We start from the raw sequence: 22644 nt of genomic DNA on the forward strand, positions 1-22644 counted from the left end.
CAATTATGTCATCTGATTGTTACGCAGTAATGACCAGGACATACGCTTGCTTATATTCATAGGAAATATGTTTATACTTGCGGCTTCATAGTCTGTGGGTGGAAACAAGATGTCAGGGGAAATACTGGGCGTGGTTGGCTGGTCGGGCAGTGGAAAAACCAGTTTGCTGGAATATCTGATCAGAGAGTTGTCTGCTTCCGGAAAACGTATCAATATCGTCAAGCATAGCCATCATGACATCATCATAGAGCCGCCACATAAAGACAGCGCAAGGCTGCGCCTGGCGGGCGCCAGCGAAGTTTTGCTGGCTTCACCTTATCGTTATGTTGTGACGCGTGAATTGCGAGAAGAGCAGGAGCCTCCTTTGAGTGCCTTGTTAGAGCGACTGTCACCCGCAGACCTGACATTGATTGAAGGTTATAAATGGGAGCCGGTTCCCAAGCTTGAGGTGTACAGGCCATCCCTGGGCAAACCGGCACTGTATCCTGATGATATGAATGTCATTGCCGTTGCATCCGATGTCGTCGCGCCGGATGATTTGCGCCAGGGTGTGAGCTGGCTGGATTTAAATCAGTTGCATCTGGTGTTGGCCTGGTTGCAAGATAGTTATTTATTGCGATGCAAAACGAATTCTTGAAAAAAATCCTGGAATTCGTTAAAGATTTCCCTTAATGCTGCCGTTACTTAAGTAGACAGATAAGGAGAATTGTCATGGATGTAACCGGAATTGCCAGTGTGGCAACCACTTTGGCTGACGTAGGTACCAGTCAGGCAGTAAGTATTGCTGTATTGAAAAAAGCAATTGATGTCAGTGCGGAAAGTGCGACAGCCTTGATCGAAGCGATACCAGATAACAAATCGGTCGCCAACCTGCCACCTAATCTGGGCCGTAATATCAATACGACAGCTTGATACTTCACAACAGGTCTTGGTTGAGTAGCCATCTGTTGCCTGGTTTTGAATAGCGCGCCTCAGGCGCGCTTTGTTTTTGCATGCTGTGTTTTAATCGTCTTGTGCTTTATGATTTATCACAAGCAAGCTTTTACCTGATCAGCGATAATTGGGTTGATCCAGAATTTAGGAAGACGCATGAATGAAAATTCTTGGGGCTGGTCTGATCGCCTTAGCCTTAGTTATGAACCCATGGACGACACGCATCGAGAGTTCGTTGAATTGTGCGCAGCCTTGTCCGAGGATAATCCAGCTACTTTCATTGAGCGACTTGATGCGCTGATAGTGCATTCCATTGCCCATTTTGAGCAGGAAAATCAATGGATGGCTGAAACGGGTTTCCCACCCGCAGGCTGCCATAAGCAAGAACATGAAGCTGTACTGGAAGTCATGCAAGAGGTCAGACGCAGGGTAGAAATCGGTGAAACGGACCTGGCTGGTCGTTTGGCTGAGGAATTGCCTTTATGGTTTGAGCATCATGTCGATACCATGGACAATATGCTGGCACGTTTCATGGCAAGTAATCCGGAAAAAATCTCAACCAGCCCTGAACCTGAGACCAATCTCGCGTAAGCCTGTGATTCAGGCGGCCTGCACCAGAATCTCGATATCGCCAATGCTGACCACCTGACCTGCGCGTATCTTTGCGGTCTTGCGTAATTCCTGCTGACCGTCAACACTGACGTCGCCGCTGGAAACTATCGCTTTGCCAGCGCCGCCGCTTTCGCACAGGCCTACCAGTTTTAACAGCTGATTCAATTCTACGTATTCGCCTTCAAGGCTAAAACTCAGTTTTTGCATACAAATTCCTCTGATGTGGCGTAATAAAAGGGGCGCAGCTTACACTATTTCTGAAGCCGTGTAGCTGCTTTGTCCAGCCAGATTTGCAATTGCGCCACTAAATCAGCCTGACTGAAGGAGCAGCTCTCTTCAGTGAACATGCTGCTGGCTTCCAATCTGCCTAACAGGTTTTCCATCACATCGGCAAACTGGGGTGGCAAATTGCCCAATAATTCTTCCTGCGTTCGCCAAACACGGCAAAACTCGTGCGCATTGATGCGCTCAGCGGATAAATCTTGAATGCTGACTTGCAATTCTTTTAATTTGTTAAGCATACTGAAAGCTTTTACTTGAAAATTAGTAATAAGATAGTACGATGATTTGAACGTGGCTTGAATCCGTTGTGGATTTTTCCGCGTATATTATTGCGTGGATCGGTAGATCATTAATTTTTTTAAAAATTTTTGTAAGTTTACTGTTTCTGCGCCGACTATAAGCTGTAGTTTTAACTTTTCCCATTTGGGCATATTGAATTTTTCAGGAGATGAAAATGAATAACAAGGCAATGGTTGCAGTAGCTCTGGCTGGTTTGCTTGGCACAAGTTTGGCAATGGCTGCAGAGCCAGCTAAAACGGAAAAATGTTTTGGTATAGCAAAAGCCGGTCAAAATGACTGCGCCACAAAATCTGGTTCCCATTCTTGCGCTGGTCAGGCCAAGAAAGACAATGACGCATCTGAATGGAAAAAAGTACCATCAGGTTCTTGCGAAAAAATGGGCGGCAAATTAGAAGCGCCTAAGTCTTAATTGTTTGAGGCGATTTTATTGCTGGTCTGAGTTACTTGATTTGCTTTGAATAATTCAGATCAATCGTACCAAATGCCCACGCCCACCCTAAACAGGGTGGGCGTGGGTTTGCGTACGCCGCATTATCGTGATTTTCTGAATGCGCCTGTTGATACAGGCTGGTTGGAGGTGCATTCAGAAAATTATTTTGGGGATGGCGGCTATGATTTGCATGTTTTGCAACAGCTTCGCCGTGATTACCCTGTCAGCCTGCATGGCGTTGGCTTGGGCCTGGGTTCGGCACAGACGTATGCTGAACATCATGTACAGCGTCTTAAACGTTTAATTGAGCGTGTGGATCCATTTCTGGTTTCAGAGCACCTTTGCTGGGGAGCGGTCACAGGCCGCCATCTGAATGATTTATTACCCTTGCCTTTGATGCAAAGCGCGCTGGACCTGGTTTGCCAGCGGGTTGAACAATTGCAGGAAAGCTTGCAAAGACGGGTATTGATCGAAAATGTCTCCACCTACGTGCGCTTTGCCCAGGACGATATGTCAGAAGCGGGATTCCTGGCAGAACTGGTGAAACGCACAGGTTGCGGTGTTCTGCTGGACATTAATAATCTCTATGTGAATCAATCCAATCATGGGGAAAGTGCAGTTGATGCCCTGCAAGCCATGGCAGCATTACCAGCTGGCTCCGTGGGCGAAATACATCTGGCCGGGCATTTGCACACCGATATTTGCCTGGTGGACGACCATGGCAGCCAGGTGGCCCCGGCAGTGTGGGCTTTGTTTGAGCAGGCCTGTCATTTGCTTCAGACAGATATCCCTGTACTGATTGAATGGGATACGGCGATACCAGCCTTACCTGTGTTGCTGGGCGAAGCGCATAAGGCGCGGCAAATAACAGAACAAGTAAAAGAACAAATGTTGCAGAAGGCTCGTGCGCAATGACACGTGCCATACAACATCACTCACTTAGTGAGATTCAGCAGGCATTTGCCAATGCGCTGATCCATCCAGAGGCTGCTGCTGACGTCGCTGCCATGCTGGTTCCACATTCTTTTCAAGATGACCGGCTGGCTTTATACCGCGGTAATTTAACGGCGATCTGGCTTGCAGCGCTGGGCAACGCTTACCCGGTTTTACGTCAATTGGTCGGTGACGATTATTTCGAACAGGTAGCGCGTGCGTTCGGACGTACTTATCCTTCCATTTCTGGTGACTTGAATCAATTCGGCACACAATTGCCAGGCTTCCTGAGCGAAATTCCTGATGCTGCTGATTACCCTTATTTCCCGGAAGTCGCCAGACTGGAATGGCAAGTTCATAATGCTTATTATGCAAGCGATGCAGAAAGCTTTAGTTTGCCTGGTTTTGTGCAGTTGATTGCAGGAAAAGGCCTGGCGTTGCCAGATGTGGTGCTGGGTCTGCATCCCGCCGTCAGTCTGTATCAGTCAGACTGGGCAAGTGTGGCTATCTGGCATGCGCATCAAGCCGAGCCTGGCATGGCAGCCCCGGAAAACATCCGGCAAGGCAGTTTTGGCCTTATCTCCAGAAAACAGTGGCAGGTTGAATTGACCGTGCTGACAGGACCGGCTTTCCTTGCATTACAGGCATTGCAACAAGGTGTCAAACTGGGTGACGCGCTGGAAATTGCTGTCGGTGCGGATACGGATTTTGATATTAATGCGCATTTGCAGTCCTGGTTTAATCTGGGATTATTTACCCAAATTAAAATTTCTGAAATGCTGGTGTAAGGAAAATGCGATTGGACTGACTAAAAGGCAGGAGATTAAACTGGAGAATATCAATGTATAGCCTGCAATACTTTCATAAATTAAGTACCCGTTTCGATCAAAGCCTTACCGAATGGGGTGGCTCGGCCTTAAGCTTTGCGCTCAGACTTTATGTCGGCTGGCAGTTTTTCAAGGCAGGTATGGTCAAAGTGTCTGACTGGTCGGTCACGCTTTCTCTGTTTCAAGATGAGTATATGGTGCCCGTGATTCCGCCTGAACTGGCCGCCTGGCTGGGGGCAGCAGGGGAGTTGGCTTTGCCGGTACTGTTACTGGTGGGTATTTTCACCCGGCCTGCGGCGCTGGCATTGTTTGGTGTGAATCTCATGGCGGTCATTTCTTATCCTTTATTATTCACCCTTGATTGCCCGGCCGCGATTAATTCGCATTTTTACTGGGGCATATTATTGCTGGTACTGGTCAGTTTTGGCCCTGGCAAATTATCTCTTGATCAATGGTTAAGCAAACGCGGGAAAGCAGCGAGTGAATCTGGTGAACTGGGCCAGCAAGTGAATTAAATACCTGGTGCCTATTTAGAGAAACCAGTCTTGCATATCAAACAGCGCCCGGGTGTACATACGAGCGCTGTTTTTCGATATTCATGCCAACAGCGGATGAACTAATCTTCCGCAACTCAGTCAGATAGCAAACAGGATCCTGCGACGCCCGTCGCAACAGAGATTCCACGCAGACGCCTACTGAGAAATGTTCATCATGCAAAATATCTTCCTTAAACGAAATAAGCGTGGCCAATTGCTTTGGCGCATGCCACTGATCAGTGTCGGTGTGGTACTGCTTTGCAGTATTGCCTGGCTAATCTATGCCAACAAAACAACGGCGCAGGCAAAAACCACAGAAAATCCGGCAGCATCGAAAGAGCCGGTTTATGAATTGTCTGCCGTCGATGTGGCCAATGCAGAAACCAGGCAGATATCTTCCCAATTGGCGCTGTCCGGGGCACTGGCTCCGGAGACGCAGGTAACAGTTCGCTCCAAAGTCATCGCCGAAGTTGCTGAAGCACCAGTACAGGAAGGCATTGCCGTACACAAAGGACAAATCATTGCGCGCTTTACCGCTGCTGATCTGCATGCACGTTTGATCACGCAAGAAGCCATGGTGGATGAAGCACAGGCTAAACTGGCGCTGGCAAAGAAAAACCGTATATCCAATGAAACTTTGCTCAAGCAAAACTACATTTCGCAAAATGCCTTTGATACTACACACAATGGTCTGGAGTTGGCACAGGCCAGCCTGAAGTCTGCCCTGTCGCAAAAAGAAGTGGCGCAACTGGCACTGGCGGATACCCAGATACGCTCGCCAATTGATGGCGTTGTCAGCAAACGCCATGTGCAGCCCGGTGAAAAAGTATCGCCTGATACTGCTTTATATAGCATTGTCAATTTGAGCCACCTGACACTGGAAGCGCAAGTGCCGGCAAGTGAAATTCCACGTGTCAAAGCTGGTCAGACGGTCTTGTTCCGGGTAGACGGTTTTGGCGCCCGCGAATTCCAGGGCAAGGTGGCCCGTATCAATCCGGCAGTCGAAGCCGGGTCGCGCTCGATGATTGTCTATATCGCAGTTGATAATCCAGATACGTCTCTAAAAGTGGGTATGTTCGCCAAAGGCAACCTGGTACTGGAAAAAACGGCTTCGTCAGCCGTTGTGCCCTTGAGCGCAGTGCGGCAAGTCAATGGTGCTGACGTGGTGTATCAGGTTGTGAATGAGCAGGTGAAAATACAGCCCGTCAAGCTCGGTTTGCGTAGCGAGGACGAGGGCCTGGCACAAATCGTACAGGGCCTGGAACCAGGTGCGTTGGTGATTGTCTCACGTCTGGATACGGTAAAGGCAGGTAGCAAAGTGCGTTTGCCAAAAGCAGATGCAAAGCCTGCTGCAAATACGGATTCCAGCGCCGCCTCAGCACCGAAAGCCTGATCATGTGGATGACTAAAGTCAGTATCCAGCACCCGGTATTTGCCACCATGATCATGGTGGCGCTGGTGGTATTGGGCGTGTTTTCTTATCAGGGTCTCGGCCTGGAAAATATGCCCAGCGTGGAATCGCCCGGCGTCTGGATGGAAGTACAATATCCAGGGGCTTCACCAGAGATTGTCGAAAACGATATTACCAAGCCGGTAGAAAATGTCGTCAATACCATCAGCGGCGTCAAGCGCATCATGGCGAGTTCATATGAAGGCCGTGCAGGTATCTGGATAGAATTTCAGTTATCGGTCAATGCTGACCGCGTGTTGCAGGAAGTGCGCGACAAAGTGGCGCAGATACGTCCCAGTTTTCCCAAGGATGTCAAAGATCCATTCATCGTGCGCGGCGGGAACGAAAATGATCGCCCGGTGGTGCAGATGGCGATCCGTTCTGGTGAACGCAGTTTGCGTGAACTGTCGACACTGACAGAGCAGATTATCGTCAAGAAATTGCAAAGTGTGCCAGGGGTAGGGCGGGTGGATGTGCGTGGCGCGGTAGTACGTCAGGTACAGGTCAAGCTCAACCCTGACCGTATGGCAGCAAATCATGTCGGTGTGAATGAGGTGCTGGCAGCGATACAGGAAACCAATCAGAACATGCCGGCCGGCTTGATTACGCGTGGCGCGCAGGATCAACTGGTCAGGCTGGAAGCGAAAATTACCGATGCACGTGGTTTTAACAAAGTCATCGTGGCGCGTCGTGCCGGGTCCCCAGTCTATCTGGAACAGGTTGCAGAAGTCGCTGACGGCGAGCGGGAAGAGTATTCGATTTCGCGAGTGAATGGTCAAAGGGCAATTGCTCTTGCCGTCACCAAAATACAGGACGCCAATATCGTGCAGGTAGGCGATGGCATCGTCGATGCTATCGCAGAACTAAAAACCCGTCTGCCAAAAGATGTGGTGATGACCGTCAGTGAAAATAATGCAGACTTTGTCCGTCAGTCTCTGGACGGCGTGAAAGAAACCATACTTGAAGGCGCTGGTCTGACGGTACTCATTGTGTTTTTGTTTTTGCATTCCTGGCGCAGCACCATTATCACTGGCCTGACTTTGCCGATATCCGTCATTGCCACCTTCATTGCCTTGAAAGCCTTTGGCTTCACCCTGAATTTCCTGACGATGATGGCCCTGTCGCTGTGTATAGGTCTGCTTATTGATGATGCGATCGTTGTCAGGGAAAATATAGTGCGTCACCTGGGTATGGGCAAGGGACACCGGCAAGCTGCTGAAGACGGTACCAATGAAATTGGCCTGGCCGTCATGGCAACGACGTTTGCCATCGTTGCCGTGTTTGTACCCGTGGCATTCATGAAAGGCATGATAGGTAAATTCTTTTTTCAGTTTGGCATCACGGTGACCGTGGCGGTGCTGGTATCCCTGTTTGTCAGCTTTACGCTTGATCCCATGCTGTCTTCGGTATGGCGCGACCCGTCGGAAAATCGCTTCAAGCGCCTGCCCTGGCTGGCGAAGATGATGGATGGCATAGAACATGGCATCGACAAGCTGCATCAAATTTATGGAAGCTTGCTAAAGCTGGTTTTACGCAAGCGCAAAACGACCTTGTCACTGGCGCTGGCTTTATTCATAGGCAGTTTTTTCCTGCTGCCTATGATAGGCACTGAATTCACCCCTGAGGCAGATGAAGGACAAATCACGCTGAGCCTGAAGACGCCCGTAGGTTCCAGCCTGCAGTATACGGATCAGAAAACCAGGCAAGTTGAGGCCGTGCTGAAATCCATGCCTGAAGTGGTCACCATGAATACTTCGGTAGGTCTTCAGAACGAGCGCAACACGGCGCAGATCAATATGAAGCTGACGCGAGTAAAACTGTCTCATCGCAAATCGCAAAAGCAACTGGAAATGCAAATTCGTGAACGCCTGAAATCCATACCCGGCATAGAAATGGGCGTAGGTTTTGAAAAACCTATTTATGTCGCCATTTTGGGGCCGGACGCAGACAAGCTTCAGGATGTTATTGAAAGGGTCATGCAACAAATGGCCAGGATCAAGGGTATTACTGACCTCGAAAGCAGCCTGACAGGTGCCAACCCGACTGTGCTGGTCAAGGTCAACAATGAAATGGCAAACGACCTTGGTTTGTCTGTACAGCAAATCGGTGCAGCTTTACGACCCTTTGTCGCCGGCGACAATATTGGTCAATGGCTGGCACCTGATGGGCAAAATTATGAAATCAATGTGCAGTTACCCAAATCGGGAAGGCAAAAAATTTCTGATCTCGCAGAATTATCGCTGGCCAGCACCCGTATTGATGCAACTGGTAAGCCAATGATGGTGCCTTTGCGCCAGGTCGTGCAGTTTATTCCCAGTACCAGCCCGCGCGTCATCAAGCGCCAGGATCTGCAACGCCGGGCAGCCATCTACGCCAATGTGGAAGGGCGGCCTACGGGGGATGTCGGCACGGAAGTGCAAAAGCTGGTCAAGACCATAGAACTGCCACCAGGCTATCGCTTCGACATTGGTGGGCAAACCCGGGAAATGCAGGAATCCTTCAGTTCCGCCGTCGCTGCACTGGGTATTGCTGTCATCTTTATTTACCTGATACTGGCGTCGCAATTTGGCAGTTTCCTGCAACCACTGGCGATCATGACTGCCTTGCCTTTTTCTTTAATCGGTGTTTTGCTGGCTTTGCTGGTTACAGGAAGTACCCTGAATATTTTCTCTATCATTGGTTTCATCATGCTGATGGGGCTGGTTACGAAAAATGCGATTTTGTTGGTTGATTTCATCAATCAGGCGCAAAAGCAGGGCATGGCGCAATCCGATGCCATCCTGGCGGCGGGACAGGTTCGTCTGCGGCCAATTCTGATGACAACGCTGGCGATGATCTTCGGCATGCTGCCCATGGCCATGGGCTTGAGCGATGGTGCAGAAACGCAGGCTCCGATGGGGCGTGCTGTCATCGGTGGCATTATCACATCTACCTTATTGACTTTATTGGTAGTACCTATTGCTTACACTTATCTGGATGACCTGGGTAAAAAGGCACTTGGTTTTTTTGCCTATAAAGATACTGGTATGGTCGAGACAGCACACCAATAAAATGTGCGTTTGCACAAAAAAATATCAGGCTGTTTGATGATTTTGCTGGATTGTTGTATTTGCATCGTATAGAAAGTATATGAGGCAAATACAAGCAGATTTTTAAGAGTGTTTACTCTAGATTTGTATTTTTCCCTATTCAGCAAATTGCGTAAATGACATACTACTTGCTAAGTTTTAGAACGCTCGTTCCATTTTATTGCAGAGTGTCTTGCGTTTCTAGTGACTTGCAAAAAATACTTAACAGGAGACAATAATGCGTCAAATTCACGTAGCGCTGGGTCTGCTTTCGGCTGCCGTTTTATCGGCTTGCGGTGGCAGTGGTAGTGCTGGTCCAACAATCGATAACACACCTGCTCGCGGCACACTGGTCGCTAATCCACCTGTGCTGGTGCCTATTCCTCAGGCAAGCGGCCCTGCTTTGACCAAACTTGACCCCGTCGTCTTCAAAAATTCCCTGGATGCTGCCAAGCCTGGTCTGACGCAGATCACTGGTGCACCAAAGTGCGAAATCAGCACTTATTACATGAAATACACCACTGTTGGTGGCGCGAATGAAGCCACTGATGCAACTGGTGCCATCATGGTACCGTCTGGCAATGACCCTGCCTGTACTGGCCCACGCCCTGTACTTTTGTATGCGCACGGCACCACAGTTGAAAAATCTTTCAACATGGCAAACCTGCGTGATAACTCGGAAGCCACTCTGCTGGCTGCCATGTATGCCGCTCAAGGTTTCATCGTGGTTGCACCAAACTATGCCGGTTACGATACGTCCTCATTGACTTACCATCCTTACCTGAACGGCGAGCAACAAGCCAACGACATGATCGATTCCCTGCGTGCAGCACGCAAGGCTTTTGGCGGGATCGGTGCGCAGGATTCTGGCAAGCTGGTCATCAGTGGTTACTCGCAAGGTGGTTATGTTGCCATGGCAACACAACGCGCCATGCAAACAACCTACGCTTCCGAGTTCAAGGTTACTGCTCTGGCCGGTATGTCTGGTCCTTATGCGATATCCTTGTTGGGTGACGCAACCTTTGCCGGTAGCCCAAATGCAGGCGGCACGGTGTTTGTCCCCCTGATCACGACTAGCTGGCAAAAATCTTACGGTGGTCTGTATGCGAGCCCGAACGAAATCTATGAAGACAAGTATGCAACCGGTATAGAAACATTGTTGCCTGGCCCATTGGCGTTCAACGATTTGTTCACCTCGGGTAAATTGCCTGCGTACGCAATGTTCGCCAAAGATTCTCTGCCTGGTCCATCATCTCCAGCATTTGCTGCTTTCTTCGGTGACGGTAACCTGGTGAAAACCAGCTATCGCAATACCTACCTGGCTGATGCACAGAAAAATCCTTGTAACGTCAATCCTGCTGATCCTTTGAACTGCACACCTGCGAATGCATTCCGCAAGGCTGGCGTGAAAAATGATTTGCGTAATTACGTACCAAATGTGCCTGTCTTCCTTTGTGGTGGTAACGGTGACCCTACCGTGTTCTTTGCCAGCACCCAGGCAACAGCTGGTTTCTTCCAGGCCAAAGGTTTGCCAGCAGCTGCGTTGACAGTGCTGGATGTCGATTCTGCCCCAACTAGCGCTGCTGATCCTTTTGCCGCAGCAAAAGTGGGTTTTGGTCAAAGCAAGACAGCTACGATCAATGCGGCTATCGCTGCCAAGCAAGACCCGGCTACAGCAGTTGCCGGTGTTTATCATGCGACTCTGGTTCCTCCGTTCTGTAATGCGGCGGCCCGTGCTTTCTTCCAGCAAGTCTTGGCTAAATAAGAGAGGACGCCATCATGAAAAAACTTCATTTAGCTGTATGTGCTGCACTTGGTCTGGCCTCACTCTCCGCATCTGCCTATGAAAATACGGTACGTGCTGGTGTGATCAATGTCCAGGTTCATTCAGAATCACCAGATTTCACCAGCAATGGCCCGGCTTTCCTGACACCGCAACCTGCCGGTCTGGTCGTCAATAATGCAACCACAGTGGTATTTGGTTACACCCGCAGGCTGACTGATCATTTCGATTTCGATTTCGTTGCCGGTATTCCACCAGAACATGAAGTCGTTGGCCGTGGCACACTGGCACCTTACGGTGTTATTTCCAAAGTCAAGCAACGTGCTCCTACGTTCTTCATCAACTACAATTTTGGCGAAGCGACAAATACCTGGCGCCCATTCGTAGGTCTGGGTTTTAACTACACCCAGTTCTTTGATGCGAAATCGACAGCAATAGGCAATATCGCAACCGGTGGCCCAACCAAGATTGATTTGAAAGACTCGTTTGGTCTGGCAGGTCAGGCGGGTATCAATTACCGCATCAACGATCGCTGGTCTGTGAATGCCTCCATCGCTGCTGCCAAAGTCAAATCAGACATGACAGCAACGACAGGCAGTATCGAGCGTAAAACCACGATCGATTTCCGTCCCGTGGTCTATGGTGTCGCAGTGGGCTATAGCTTCTGATCAATTAGTAAAATACGCACGATGAAAAAAGGGTTCCAGCAAATGCTGGAACCCTTTTTTATTATTCAGCCCCTGACCGCATGGCTTTAATGGAGCTGCACACTACCAAAAACCTGGCATGCCTGGCTTAACTTGCTACCTGGTTGCGGCCATTGTCCTTGGCGCGGTATAGTGCTGCGTCAGCGGCGCTGATGAGGGCATTACCGTCTTGGTCTGCTGCCAGCGTGGCCACCCCGAAAGAGCCGGTGATGTGCGGTAAGGCTTTATGTTTGTCTGCAAAGACCTTGGTCTTGGCCAGTCGTGTACACAATCGCTGCGCCACGCCGACAGCGGCTTTTTGCGTGGTATTTGGCAAGATGACCATCATTTCTTCACCACCGTAACGTGCCGCAAAATCGCTGGGCCGCAAGCCTGCATTCAAGACCTTTGCCGCTGTTTGCAATGCATCATCGCCGAGCAGATGACCGTATTCATCATTGAAGCGTTTGAAATGGTCAAGATCAACCATGATGATGCTGAGTGCTGCACCGGTCGCCCGTGCATGTTCTACCATACCCGGCAATTGTGCATTGAGCCAGGCGCGGTTATGCAGCCCGGTCAGGCCATCTACCATCGATAACTGGCGGTAGAATTCGCCTACTTTCTGACGATTACGGATTTGCGCATTGGCAGCGCGGATGCGAAAGGACAGCAGTTGCAAAAGATTGCGTGCCACGCCGTTGGATTCATCGATCATGCGCCACAGGGTTTCTGCTTCAATCAGCAACAGCTCACTATCACTGATGGCTGCAATGGTGGCAGAATGAATTTCTTCATCGAGTACGGATATCTCACCCACGCATTCACCGGGCAGGTATTGGGTGATGGTGTTTTCCAGCTGGTTGGTGTTTTCCGTCACACGGGTAACGCCGAGGGCACCCTTCAGTACGATAAACAGCTTGGCGCCTGAACTGTTGGCATCAAGTACGACCTGACCGGTCCTGGCTCTGACGACGATGCAATCCTTGATGATGTCGGCGATGGATTTTCGGTTGTCGTCGGTAATGTCACGAAACAGGTGGATGTCTTCTATACGGTAATCCGTATCTCTGAATTGCATCAAATGTTCCAAAATTGTTTTATCCAGATACATGGGCAAAATAAAAAATCAAAATACAGTCTGGTCCAAGGCACCAAAACGCATTTCGGTTTCCCTGAAAATGCCGATGTAGTCTTCCTTGCCAAGCCCTAGCGTATCCCAAGCCGCCTGCGACAGCAAGGGTAGCATATCGTTTTCTTCACCAGACAAGTCGAGCGCGTGCACAATCGCATTGGCGATATGCACAACGGGTGCTAGCGCATGCAGATTTTCCTGATCCGGGTCATGGTGCCCACGTATGGCATCGCACACGGCTTCAGAGAAATTCCATTGTGTTGCCAGCGCCAGGCCTGCATCTACATGGTCAATATGCATGATTGCCCGTTCAGCCTGTAATAAATGACAATCTTCCCTGGCTTTATATTCGAGCACGGCATTGTATTGTTCTGGATAGCAGGTCACCAGCACGAGTTTACCTATGTCATGCAACAAACCGGCTGTGAAGGCAAAATCATGCTTCATGTGCAAGGCACGTGAGATCAGTTCAGCGCATACTGCGGTTGCTATACTGTGACGCCAAAATGCCTGGAAATCAAAAAAAGGACAATTCGCAGCGGGAAATTTGCTGGTGAAGATACTGACCCGTATCAGGTTCTTGACATTGGTGACCCCCAGCATGGCGGTTGCCTGTTGCAAGGTGACGACACGTGAGTTATTGCCATAATAAGATGAATTTGCCAGCCTCAACAATTTGGCAGTGATCGAGTGATCCATGGCAATCTTCTCGGTAATCATATCGAGACTGCTCTCTTCATCGTCGAGATTTTGCAGCATTTCCAGCGCAACTTCGGGCAGGGTGGGTAGATCCTTGATATGTTTGACCATATCTTCAAGTTGTTTATGGTGTTCGCTGGGCTGATTCATTTTATTTCACCCTGACGGTATTCAAGGATATAAGACTTCAATAAACTGGCGGGTTCTGTATCTGGTGCGTGGCGAAACAGCTTTTCAACACGTAGTAATTGTTTCTGGCGCAGTTCCATTTCTTCCTGCTTTGAAATTGGCGCGGCCTCTACCGATAACTGGTGTATTTCGTGATGGGCGATTGCACGCAGCATGGCATCAGTCAAGGTAACGCCAGCGGGCAGCAGGACATGCCCAACCTTATCGAGCAAATTATCTGCCAGCACCATGCCGGCGCTGACTTTGGACAGGGGCAAATAATGGTAACGTTTGCTCATTTTGTTTGCCTCTCGCTATGACAGTTTTATCCGTAAAGATGGAATGCAATCAGCCATGTTGATAGTAAACCTTCTTTTTCACGGGCTTTATGATGAAATCGGATTTTCCTGATGAAACTCAGGTAATTTCAGATCGTATTTCATTGTTAATGCATATACTACACGCCTTGAAACTTTTTTAAGAAAAGTTGAAAAAGCATAATTGTGCGCAATTCCATATACTGTTGATTCAGGTAAATATAGCTTAAAGTTAAATTAAAGGCCAAATGATTAAAAAATTCGTGCAACGGCGTTCCAGACTGGTAATAACTCTGGGCTTGGGAATTTTTTCTGCGTTTTTATTACCCGATACTACGCCTTTCGTCACACGTGCGCTGAGTGGCTGGAATATCGGTGTCTGGGCTTATCTTATCTTGATGGCATTGCTGATGACACGGGCAAGTCAGCAAAAAGTGCGCAGGATGGCACAAGAAGAAGATGAAAGTGCCATTGGGGTGTTGGTACTGCTTTCGCTATCAGCCATTATCAGCCTGATGGCGATCATTCATGAATTGTCAGGCTTGTCTGGTCTGCCCAGTGATGAACGTATCGTGAAATACCTGTTTGCGGCATCCACAGTGCTGGGCTCATGGACTTTGCTGGCAGTGATATTCTGTTTTCACTATGCGCTGCTGTTTTACAATGCGCCAGAAGACAAACGTGCGTTAGCTTTTCCCGATGGTGAAGAGCTCCCTGATTTCTGGGATTTCCTGTATTTTTCCTTCACCATCGCGGTTGCGGCACAGACATCTGATGTGACTGTCATGAGCCGTTCAGCACGCAAGACAGTTTTGGCGCAATCTGTGCTCAGTTTCTTTTTCAATATCGCAGTTCTTGGCTTTTCCATTAACATCGCTGCGAGCCTGGTGAGCAGTTAGCGACTCCAGCCGTGGTGATAATCGCGGCGGTCATCATGCCATTCGTGCCTGTAATACCGGTCATCCTGCCACCTGTGGCTGTCACGCCATGGGCGGCCATACCGTTGCTCCACATACACGTGCTCAACATACGGTCTTGGTGAGCTCAACACGATGGGTACGCCACCCACACGCATATCGACGTTGAAGCCATAGGGCAAACTGCTGCCTACCGACCAGCTTCCACCATTTGCCCAGTACCAGTTACGCTCAGCAGGGGCGTAATACACTTGATGGCTGGGGTAGTAGACGTAATTATAGTTGCGCACTACATGACGCACTGGCGGCGGGGCTGGGTGCCAACCATAAGCTCTGCCATCATAATCGTGGGCAGAGGCCACATTTGCGCCGGCTGCGCATACGATAGCGGCGGCCATCATGCATTTGATCAAGGTGCTTTTACTCATGACATCACTCCTTTGTTTCAGTAGTGGTATAACGCTGGCCGCGGCAAGCACGCTGACACAAAAGCCGGAGAAAAATGCAACAGGATGTTTCAACTATGTTGCCTGTCTATAGGTTTGCATGAAATTTTCATACGTCATAGCAAGGTTTTCGTGATAAAAAGCCAGCACACTTACTGCGGATTTTTTCGTCATCATGGTTCTTAATTACATCTGGGCAGGTTTTTTTCTGATTGGTTTTGTTGCTGCTTTGGGACAATGGCTGTTTCTGGGCGATGTAGAAGTATTCAAGCGCATTGTGGATGGCACCTTTGATTCAGCACGCATTGGTGTGATGGATATTGCCTTGCCCCTGGCAGGCGTCATGACCTTGTGGCTGGGCATCATGAATATTGGTGAAAAGGCGGGAGCGATCGATTTCATCGCCAAACTGATTGCCCCTTTCTTTGCGCGGATTTTTCCGGGTGTGCCTAAAAATCATCCGGCTAACGGGCATATGGTGATGAATTTTTCAGCCAACCTGCTGGGCCTCGATAATGCGGCGACGCCGTTTGGCCTGAAAGCGATGGAAAGCCTGCAAAGCCTCAACCCCAGCAAAGATGAAGCCAGTGACGCGCAGATCATGTTTCTGGTTTTGCATACATCTGGCCTGACATTGATCCCGCTGGCGATCATGGCGCAGCGTGCCGTGCTGGGGGCGAATGACCCATCCGATATTTTCATTCCCTGCATGATTGCCACCTATGTGGCTACCGTAGTGGGGTTGGTTGCCGTGGCGATCAGGCAAAAGATTAATCTGTTTGATCGCGTCGTCATGGGCTGGCTGGGTGGGCTGAGTGCTTTTATTGGCAGCATGGTCTGGTATCTTAGTCAGCATATGACGCGTGCCGAGATTGAAGTTTTTTCCAAAGTCAGCAGTAACCTGCTGTTATTCAGCATCATTATCTGCTTCATACTTGGCGCGATGCGCAGGAAGGTGAATGTCTATGAAGCCTTTATTGAGGGTGCCAAAGGCGGCATGCAGACTTCACTGACGATAATTCCCTACCTGATAGGCATGCTGGTTGCCATCGGTGTATTGCGCAACTCTGGTGTTTTGGAATTCATCATCTCCGGTTTTAACTGGGTGTTTACGCAAATCGGGGTCAATACCGATTTTACGCCGGCCTTGCCGACAGCATTGATGCGCCCCTTGAGCGGTAGCGGTTCACGCGCCATGATGGTGGATGTGATGAAAACCTATGGGGCAGACTCTTTCGTCGCCAGGCTTGCCTGTATCTTCCAGGGCTCTGCCGACACCACTTTTTATATCGTGGCTTTGTATTTTGGATCAGCAGGCATACGCAAGACCCGTTATGCGATTTCCATGGGTTTGCTGACAGATTTTTCTGGTGTAATCGCCGCCATTTTTGTCGCCTACCTATTTTTTCACTAGCATGGGAAAAGACAAAGTAGTGTGGCTTGTAATAGCCACACTACTTTGATTGATATGGATTATTGGGGAATATTATCCACGCGCATGACCGGATAGACTTGATAACGATTGTCCCAGGATGAATGGCGTTGTGCAAAAAAGTCCAGACGGGCGGACGGGCTTTTGGCAAAATCACTGTCTTCAGCAATTTTCTTTTCGAACGCAGCTTTGAGTTGAGGGTCATTCGCCAGTTGCTGACGCGCTACGTCTTCTGCAACATAGGCTTCCATATACTCTTTTCTTTCGAAGGCGTTGTTGAACCATCCCCAGTTGACCAGGGCATCCGGGGCCAAAGGTTCAAACAGGGCAATGACCAGACGTGACCTGGCCTGGGCAATCGGAACAAACAGCGCACCCTTGCGCACATTCTGTTTTTTGCCAGCCCAGTCACCCTGCAATTTTAAACCTTGGTGCCCTTCAAAAGACTGTGCCTGGAAACTGACTTTACTGGCATTGAATTGCTCAACAGCGATATTGTCGAGGTCAGCATTGATGGTGCGGAACGAGATGCCATGCTGGCGCAGTTTTTCTGCTACGGCTGTGCTGTAGCCCGCCGGCACGATGTAACCTGCCTTGGGTGCCTGTATCACGGCATCTGGCAGAATTTCATCGCGCAATTTAACATTCCATATCTGCGGTTTTGATTCATCATAGTGCGTCATCAGTGCGCCGGAAATATCTGACATGCTGCGTGTATATGCATAACCGCGAAAGGCAATATCTCTTTCCTTGCCTGAGGTTTTATAGGTGACCGCAACATTCTGGCCGCCAAGCTGGCTGGCGCGCTGATCTGATTCCTGTGCGGTTTTTAACCATGTCTGACCATTTTGGGCGACCTGGTCCAGTATCGCGATAATGGTGTTGCGGGTAATGCGCACGCGTGTGGGGTAGTCTTTCCAGGAATGCGTTTCCACCAGCATGCCGAAGCGATTGCGCAATGGCAGATAGCCATTGGAAAAACGAGGTGGCGCCACATTGTCGACAAAGCCCGACATGGGATCATCTTCACGCTGGAAAGACATATAGAAGGGCAGTGGCAATGAACCCGATTTAGCCAGGTCAGCAATCACATTATCACGCAACAGCTTACCGGCCTGTCGTAAGGCCAAGTCCCCGGAGTTGACAGGTTCTACCTGTATCGAGATATCGTGTTCAAACTTTGCCCCATCGGTGACATGCAGGTCGATGACGGCAAGCGGGTCCCAGTCATTGATCAGTTTCAGCATCGCCTGCATTTCTGGCGCATCGGCTTTGATATAGTCGCGGTTCAGATTGTAATTTTGCGCTGTCGTGCGCCAGCCCATTTCTTCCGGGCCGCGCTGATTGGGGCGGTTCCATGCGGCAAAGCGTTCGTGACCGTCGATATTAAACACGGGTACAAACAGCAAAATCTGCATATCCAGCGTATTTTTTGCTGCGGTGTTGTTTAGCGCTTCACGCAGGGCGAGAAAGCCGGCATCCTTGCCGTCAATTTCCCCCGCATGAATACCGCCCTGTATCAGCGTGACAGGTAGGTGTTTATTTCGCGCATCCTCTGCGCGAAATACGTCAGTACGTGTTGCCAGCAAGGCCAGCATGGGTCGATTTTCAGGCGTATGGCCAAATGTGATGCAGCGTACTTCCTTGGGATAGCTTGCCTGGAATGCATGGCAAAGCCTGTCTACTTCATCATAGCGACCGGTTTTCTGGAAGCCAGATTGTTCGGCAATGGTGCTCAGGGTGCTGGTACTGTTATTGTTGGCCGCCATGGCAGCCCACGCGCAACCGGACAAAATGAATGTAGCGATAAATTTGCTTGCTGGTTTCATGGAATAAAGAGAATAAGTTAAAAGGTGTATGCTCAGGCTGTTGTTATGCGTTGCTGCCACCACAGCGCCTTGTCTTTGAGTTGTGTTTCATCCAGGCTTTGCAACTGGCGTTCTGCCATGACACAACGGCCATTGACCCAGACATGGCTGACTTGTTCGCGTCCTGCTGCGTAGACGATTTGCGATATCGGGTCAAACAGCGGCAAGGTTTCAATGGCAGACAGGTCAATGGCGATCACATCTGCGAGCTTGCCGCTTTGCAGGCTGCCGATCTGATGATCAAGCCCCAGCGCCCTGGCACCAGCCAGGGTTGCCATTTCCAGGGCGTTGCTGGCATTCAGTGCAGTGGGGTTGCCTGATACTGCCTTGGCCAGCAAGGCCGCCATGCGCAAGTCGCCAAGCAAATCGAGTTTGTTGTTGCTGGCCGCACCATCGGTACCTATGCCCACATTGACGCCTGCTGCCTGCATTGCATGTACAGGGGCAAAACCGGATGCCAGTTTAAGATTGCTGGCAGGGTTATGAGCGATATGGACACCTTGCCTGGAGATCAAAGCGATTTCATCCTCATTGGCATGCACCATATGGGCAGCGATCAGGCGTGACGACAGCAAGCCCAACTGATGCAGGCGCTGCAGGGGCCTCATGCCATGTTCTTTCAGGCTGTCGTTGACTTCATCCATGGTTTCATGAATGTGACAATGTATGCCCATATCATGCTTGTCAGCCAGTTCAATAATCTTGCGGAAAGTGGCATCTGAAACCGTATACGGAGCATGCGGTGCCAGCCTGAATTCAACACCTTTCTGACCCTGAAACGTCTGTCGTGCAGCCATGGCTTTTTCCAAATAGGCATCGGCATCATTTGCATACCCGGTAGGGAACTCCAGCACACTACAGCCAACGACGGTACGCATGCCTGCATGCAGGCCCGCTCGTGCCACCGCCTCATGATGAAAATACATATCGTTGATGGTGGTGGTGCCACCACGCAGCATTTCTGCCATCGCGTAGACACTGCCATCAAATACAAATTCTTCCGACACATGCTTCTTCTCGGCAGGCCAGATATGGTTGTGCAGCCAGTCCATCAGACTCAGGTCATCGGCCAGACCACGTAATAAACTCATGGCAGAGTGACCGTGCAGATTGACCATGCCTGGCAATAAAGCGTGCCCGCTGAGTTCAAGGTGCCGGGCGTCCGGGTATTGCTGACGTGCTTCGGCACTGGGCAGGATGGCCAGGATTTTTTCTTCCTGAATGACGAGCGCATGCTCAGTCAGCATCACGGAACGTGGCTCGACAGGAACCAGGTATTTAGGATGTATGCAGGTATTCATGTTGTTTGCTCCACAATTGATCCTGCATTATAGCGAGCTTGGCGCGTTGAATGCCGGGCTCAACAAAAAGCCAGGCTTCAGGATATTTATCTGTCAGGTATCACATGGTTTGGCACCAATGTCATAATGAGACTTTCGCCTGATTTCACATAAGCTGGCGCTGTGACGATATATGAAAATATATGGCACTAGTTCCCGGTACTTTTTTTGGAGTTCGCATGGATTACCTTATCCCACCTCAGCCGCAAGCGGTAGCTTTAGTCGCTGGAAGCGATGCCGTCTTTCCAGTGCACAGAATTTATTGTGTTGGTCGTAACTATGTAGAGCATGCCCAGGAGATGGGGGGAACGGGCAGGGAAGCGCCCTTTTTCTTCATGAAGCCGGCGGATGCGGTTTTGGCCGTATCCGAAACGGCGGTGGGCGAAATGCCTTATCCACCGATGACGGATAACCTGCATCACGAGGTTGAGCTGGTGTTGGCAATCGGTACGGGCGGTAAGGATATTCCAGTAGCAGGCGCCTTATCACATATCTGGGGTTATGCAGTCGGCCTGGATATGACACGTCGCGATTTGCAGGCAGAATCGAAAGCGCAGGGGCGGCCATGGTGTACGGCAAAGGGGTTTGATTTTTCTGCGCCGCTGGGTGCGATACACCCTGCGGCAACGGTGTCCGACATGGATCAGGCACGCATCAGCCTGGAGGTCAATGGCAAGACCAGACAAAACAGTGACACGGGAAAACTGATTTGGAGCCTGGCTGAAATCATTCACTGCCTTTCCCAGTTATATACCCTGCAGCCTGGTGATCTGATATTTACCGGAACACCCGCCGGTGTTGCTGCGGTGCAGCGGGGTGATGTTTTACAGGCCCGCATTACAGGCTTAAGCGAACTTAATATCAAACTGGTGTGAAAGGAAAATAATATGAAACTTTATGGTTACTTCCGCAGTTCAGCTTCTTATCGTGTCAGGATAGCCTTGAATCTGAAGGGGCTTGATTATGAACAGGTTGCCGTTCATCTGGTTAAAAATGGGGGCGAACAATTTTCCGAAGCCTATCGTGCGCTTAACCCCGATACCCTGGTGCCAGCATTGCAAGACAGTTTCGATGGTGAAGCTGCAACCCTGACCCAATCGCTGGCGATCATTGAATATCTTGACGAGGTCTATCCAGAAATCAGTCTGTTGCCTGCACATCCTTTGCAACGTGCCCACGTACGCGCACTGGCATTGTCCATTGCTTGCGAAATTCATCCGGTTAATAATTTACGTGTCTTGAAATACCTGTCCGGCACACTGCACGTCAGCGATGAACAGAAAAATGCATGGTATCGTCATTGGTGTGTCGCGGGTCTGGCAATACTGGAGCAGAAATTGGCTTTGGCGCCACAGGCAGGGCGCTTTTGTTTCGGTGATACGCCGGGACTGGCAGATTGTTTTCTGGTGCCACAAATTGCCAACGCCCAGCGTTTCAATTGCGACTTGTCTGGTATGCCTGTGCTGATGCGAATTCACCAGGCCTGTATTGAACACCCTGCATTCGTACGTGCAGCACCTGCCAATCAAGCAGACGCAGAATAAAAAAAGACCTCTGAAGAGGTCTTTTAATGTGTTGAACTAAAATGAATCCGGCTCAATTCAATTCGACAATTCAGGGTTGTCATAAGAATTTGCCAGCGTGTCGTTTAACACTGAAATCAGCAATGAACGGGTGAGCTTGGATTTGGTTGTATAACCATCGATTGCCAGGGCCTCGCTAACCTGTTGTTCCGGAGCATAGCCGGGTTGACCTGTACGCAAAACGATACGCAGATTGGTCAGCCCCATTTCGTTGCGGATGATATTCACCAATTTTAAGCCGGCATCAACCGTTTCCATGACAACATCAAGCAAGACCAGAGCAATATCCTGGTTTGCAGTAATGATGGCACGTGCTTCCCTGGCAGAATAAGCATGAACAAATTCCAATGGCCTGCCATGAATCTTGACATCACTTAAAGCTAACAGTGTCGTGTCATGGACATTGCTGTCATCATCAGCAATCAGGATTTTCCATGGATGTAGCGCTATCTTGGGCTGCAACGCATTATCATCTTCGTCTATAAAATCAATGATATCGTCGTCCTGATTGGTGCCCAGTGCGCCATCGGATATAAAATCTTTTCCCAGACAGTAAAAAAATCCAGAACCCGTTAATCTTTCATTTTTCGCCAGAACATCGCAAACCATGCTGGCGACATAAAGATCGTTTTGTAACAAGCCGGGTGTTCTACTGTATTGATTCTTCATCAGTGTGCTCCCTGTTGCTTGAATTGACTTACTTACCATTCAATCTTATGTGAAGCAGCCAGCATAATCAAGTTCAAAAAATTGAAAACTGTTAAATAATGATTATTAAAGTCGTGCCCACTAGTGTATATCGATTTCAGCTTACAGCCTGCTTACGCTATGGGCACGGTATTCAATTAAAATGTGTAAAACACGATGTTTTGCGGGTAAAGTATTGGTCAAATTAGTTT

General features: G+C 49.5%; 24 protein-coding genes. 15 read left to right on the top strand and 9 right to left on the bottom strand.

All coding sequences use genetic code 11. From position 1 onward, the window contains the following. The first annotated feature begins 109 nt into the window (after window positions 1-109). The 3 genes from mobB to ACO0LH_RS18035 all read left to right on the top strand — a co-directional run bounded on the left by mobB (window position 110) and on the right by ACO0LH_RS18035 (window position 1524). The gene (mobB, locus tag ACO0LH_RS18025) at window positions 110-637 is read left to right on the top strand and encodes a molybdopterin-guanine dinucleotide biosynthesis protein B (RefSeq protein WP_422942509.1); all 528 of its coding nucleotides are present in this window, start codon (window positions 110-112) and stop codon (window positions 635-637) included. 74 nt (window positions 638-711) lie between these two features. Continuing rightward, window positions 712-912 carry a YjfB family protein gene (locus ACO0LH_RS18030; protein ID WP_422942510.1) on the top strand — a complete coding sequence of 67 codons (201 nt, stop codon included), beginning with the start codon at window positions 712-714 and terminating at the stop codon, window positions 910-912. A 177-nt stretch (window positions 913-1089) separates the two neighbouring features. Continuing rightward, window positions 1090-1524: a hemerythrin domain-containing protein gene (locus ACO0LH_RS18035; protein WP_422942511.1), complete on the top strand. Its 435-nt coding sequence runs from the start codon at window positions 1090-1092 to the stop codon at window positions 1522-1524. Window positions 1525-1533: 9 nt separating this feature from the next. Here ACO0LH_RS18035 and ACO0LH_RS18040 read toward each other — a convergent pair whose 3' ends face one another. Further along, the gene (locus ACO0LH_RS18040) at window positions 1534-1752 is read right to left on the bottom strand and encodes an RNA-binding S4 domain-containing protein (protein ID WP_422942512.1); all 219 of its coding nucleotides are present in this window, start codon (window positions 1750-1752) and stop codon (window positions 1534-1536) included. 44 nt (window positions 1753-1796) lie between these two features. Then, window positions 1797-2066, bottom strand: a complete 270-nt coding sequence (locus ACO0LH_RS18045) for a hypothetical protein (protein ID WP_422942513.1) — start codon at window positions 2064-2066, stop codon at window positions 1797-1799. Window positions 2067-2281: 215 nt separating this feature from the next. Between ACO0LH_RS18045 and ACO0LH_RS18050 the strand changes: the two genes are divergently transcribed. The 8 genes from ACO0LH_RS18050 (at window position 2282) to ACO0LH_RS18085 (ending at window position 11822) form a co-directional block, all read left to right on the top strand. Next, window positions 2282-2536, top strand: a complete 255-nt coding sequence (locus ACO0LH_RS18050; RefSeq protein ID WP_422942514.1) for a DUF2282 domain-containing protein — start codon at window positions 2282-2284, stop codon at window positions 2534-2536. 72 nt (window positions 2537-2608) lie between these two features. Next, entirely contained in the window at window positions 2609-3472 is an 864-nt protein-coding gene (locus tag ACO0LH_RS18055) for a DUF692 domain-containing protein (RefSeq protein ID WP_422942515.1), read from the top strand. Further along, on the top strand, window positions 3469-4278 hold the full coding sequence (locus ACO0LH_RS18060; protein ID WP_422942516.1) for a putative DNA-binding domain-containing protein: 810 nt from the start codon (window positions 3469-3471) through the stop codon (window positions 4276-4278). The genes ACO0LH_RS18055 and ACO0LH_RS18060 overlap by 4 nt, the downstream gene beginning before the upstream one ends. Before the next feature lie 53 nt (window positions 4279-4331). Continuing rightward, window positions 4332-4832 (top strand): DoxX family protein, encoded by a 501-nt coding sequence (locus ACO0LH_RS18065; RefSeq protein ID WP_422942517.1) that lies wholly within the window; start codon window positions 4332-4334, stop codon window positions 4830-4832. Window positions 4833-5028: 196 nt separating this feature from the next. After that, complete coding sequence (locus ACO0LH_RS18070) at window positions 5029-6246, top strand: efflux RND transporter periplasmic adaptor subunit (RefSeq protein ID WP_422942518.1); 1218 nt, start codon at window positions 5029-5031, stop codon at window positions 6244-6246. 2 nt (window positions 6247-6248) lie between these two features. Then, entirely contained in the window at window positions 6249-9353 is a 3105-nt protein-coding gene (locus ACO0LH_RS18075; RefSeq protein WP_422942519.1) for an efflux RND transporter permease subunit, read from the top strand. Between the two features lie 256 nt (window positions 9354-9609). Continuing rightward, window positions 9610-11136 carry an alpha/beta hydrolase gene (locus ACO0LH_RS18080; protein ID WP_422942520.1) on the top strand — a complete coding sequence of 509 codons (1527 nt, stop codon included), beginning with the start codon at window positions 9610-9612 and terminating at the stop codon, window positions 11134-11136. 14 nt (window positions 11137-11150) lie between these two features. Continuing rightward, entirely contained in the window at window positions 11151-11822 is a 672-nt protein-coding gene (locus tag ACO0LH_RS18085; RefSeq protein ID WP_422942521.1) for an OmpW/AlkL family protein, read from the top strand. A 127-nt stretch (window positions 11823-11949) separates the two neighbouring features. Here ACO0LH_RS18085 and ACO0LH_RS18090 read toward each other — a convergent pair whose 3' ends face one another. Genes ACO0LH_RS18090 through ACO0LH_RS18100 form a run of 3 tightly spaced genes read right to left on the bottom strand, consistent with a single transcriptional unit; the run spans window position 11950 to window position 14141 of the window. Then, on the bottom strand, window positions 11950-12921 hold the full coding sequence (locus ACO0LH_RS18090; RefSeq protein WP_422942522.1) for a diguanylate cyclase: 972 nt from the start codon (window positions 12919-12921) through the stop codon (window positions 11950-11952). Between the two features lie 48 nt (window positions 12922-12969). Further along, on the bottom strand, window positions 12970-13824 hold the full coding sequence (locus ACO0LH_RS18095; RefSeq protein WP_422942523.1) for an HDOD domain-containing protein: 855 nt from the start codon (window positions 13822-13824) through the stop codon (window positions 12970-12972). Next, window positions 13821-14141, bottom strand: a complete 321-nt coding sequence (locus ACO0LH_RS18100) for a hypothetical protein (RefSeq protein WP_422942524.1) — start codon at window positions 14139-14141, stop codon at window positions 13821-13823. Before ACO0LH_RS18100 ends, ACO0LH_RS18095 begins: the two co-directional genes overlap by 4 nt. A 266-nt stretch (window positions 14142-14407) precedes the next feature. Here ACO0LH_RS18100 and ACO0LH_RS18105 point away from each other — a divergent pair, with 266 nt between their 5' ends. Next, complete coding sequence (locus tag ACO0LH_RS18105) at window positions 14408-15058, top strand: DUF1345 domain-containing protein (RefSeq protein WP_422942525.1); 651 nt, start codon at window positions 14408-14410, stop codon at window positions 15056-15058. Here ACO0LH_RS18105 and ACO0LH_RS18110 read toward each other — a convergent pair. Further along, window positions 15055-15504: a hypothetical protein gene (locus ACO0LH_RS18110; RefSeq protein ID WP_422942526.1), complete on the bottom strand. Its 450-nt coding sequence runs from the start codon at window positions 15502-15504 to the stop codon at window positions 15055-15057. The two genes, ACO0LH_RS18105 and ACO0LH_RS18110, sit on opposite strands and share 4 nt — an antisense overlap. A 193-nt stretch (window positions 15505-15697) precedes the next feature. Here ACO0LH_RS18110 and ACO0LH_RS18115 point away from each other — a divergent pair, with 193 nt between their 5' ends. Then, window positions 15698-16936 carry a nucleoside recognition domain-containing protein gene (locus ACO0LH_RS18115; protein WP_422942527.1) on the top strand — a complete coding sequence of 413 codons (1239 nt, stop codon included), beginning with the start codon at window positions 15698-15700 and terminating at the stop codon, window positions 16934-16936. A 59-nt stretch (window positions 16937-16995) separates the two neighbouring features. Here ACO0LH_RS18115 and ACO0LH_RS18120 read toward each other — a convergent pair whose 3' ends face one another. Both ACO0LH_RS18120 and ACO0LH_RS18125 read right to left on the bottom strand, forming a co-directional pair. Further along, window positions 16996-18783, bottom strand: coding sequence for a M14 family metallopeptidase (locus tag ACO0LH_RS18120; protein WP_422942528.1), 1788 nt, complete (start codon window positions 18781-18783; stop codon window positions 16996-16998). Window positions 18784-18815: 32 nt separating this feature from the next. Further along, window positions 18816-20123 carry a TRZ/ATZ family hydrolase gene (locus ACO0LH_RS18125; RefSeq protein WP_422942529.1) on the bottom strand — a complete coding sequence of 436 codons (1308 nt, stop codon included), beginning with the start codon at window positions 20121-20123 and terminating at the stop codon, window positions 18816-18818. A gap of 218 nt (window positions 20124-20341) precedes the next feature. On the opposite strand from ACO0LH_RS18125, the gene ACO0LH_RS18130 reads away from it, so the two are divergent. Together ACO0LH_RS18130 and maiA are read left to right on the top strand one after the other, a co-directional pair. Further along, complete coding sequence (locus tag ACO0LH_RS18130) at window positions 20342-21037, top strand: fumarylacetoacetate hydrolase family protein (RefSeq protein ID WP_422942530.1); 696 nt, start codon at window positions 20342-20344, stop codon at window positions 21035-21037. Between the two features lie 12 nt (window positions 21038-21049). Then, complete coding sequence (maiA, locus tag ACO0LH_RS18135; protein WP_422942531.1) at window positions 21050-21706, top strand: maleylacetoacetate isomerase; 657 nt, start codon at window positions 21050-21052, stop codon at window positions 21704-21706. A 57-nt stretch (window positions 21707-21763) separates the two neighbouring features. Here maiA and ACO0LH_RS18140 read toward each other — a convergent pair whose 3' ends face one another. After that, window positions 21764-22414: a response regulator gene (locus tag ACO0LH_RS18140; protein ID WP_422942532.1), complete on the bottom strand. Its 651-nt coding sequence runs from the start codon at window positions 22412-22414 to the stop codon at window positions 21764-21766. Window positions 22415-22644 lie beyond the last annotated feature (230 nt).

The organism is Undibacterium sp. TJN19 (assembly GCF_049339485.1).
Lineage (GTDB): Bacteria > Pseudomonadota > Gammaproteobacteria > Burkholderiales > Burkholderiaceae_D > Undibacterium.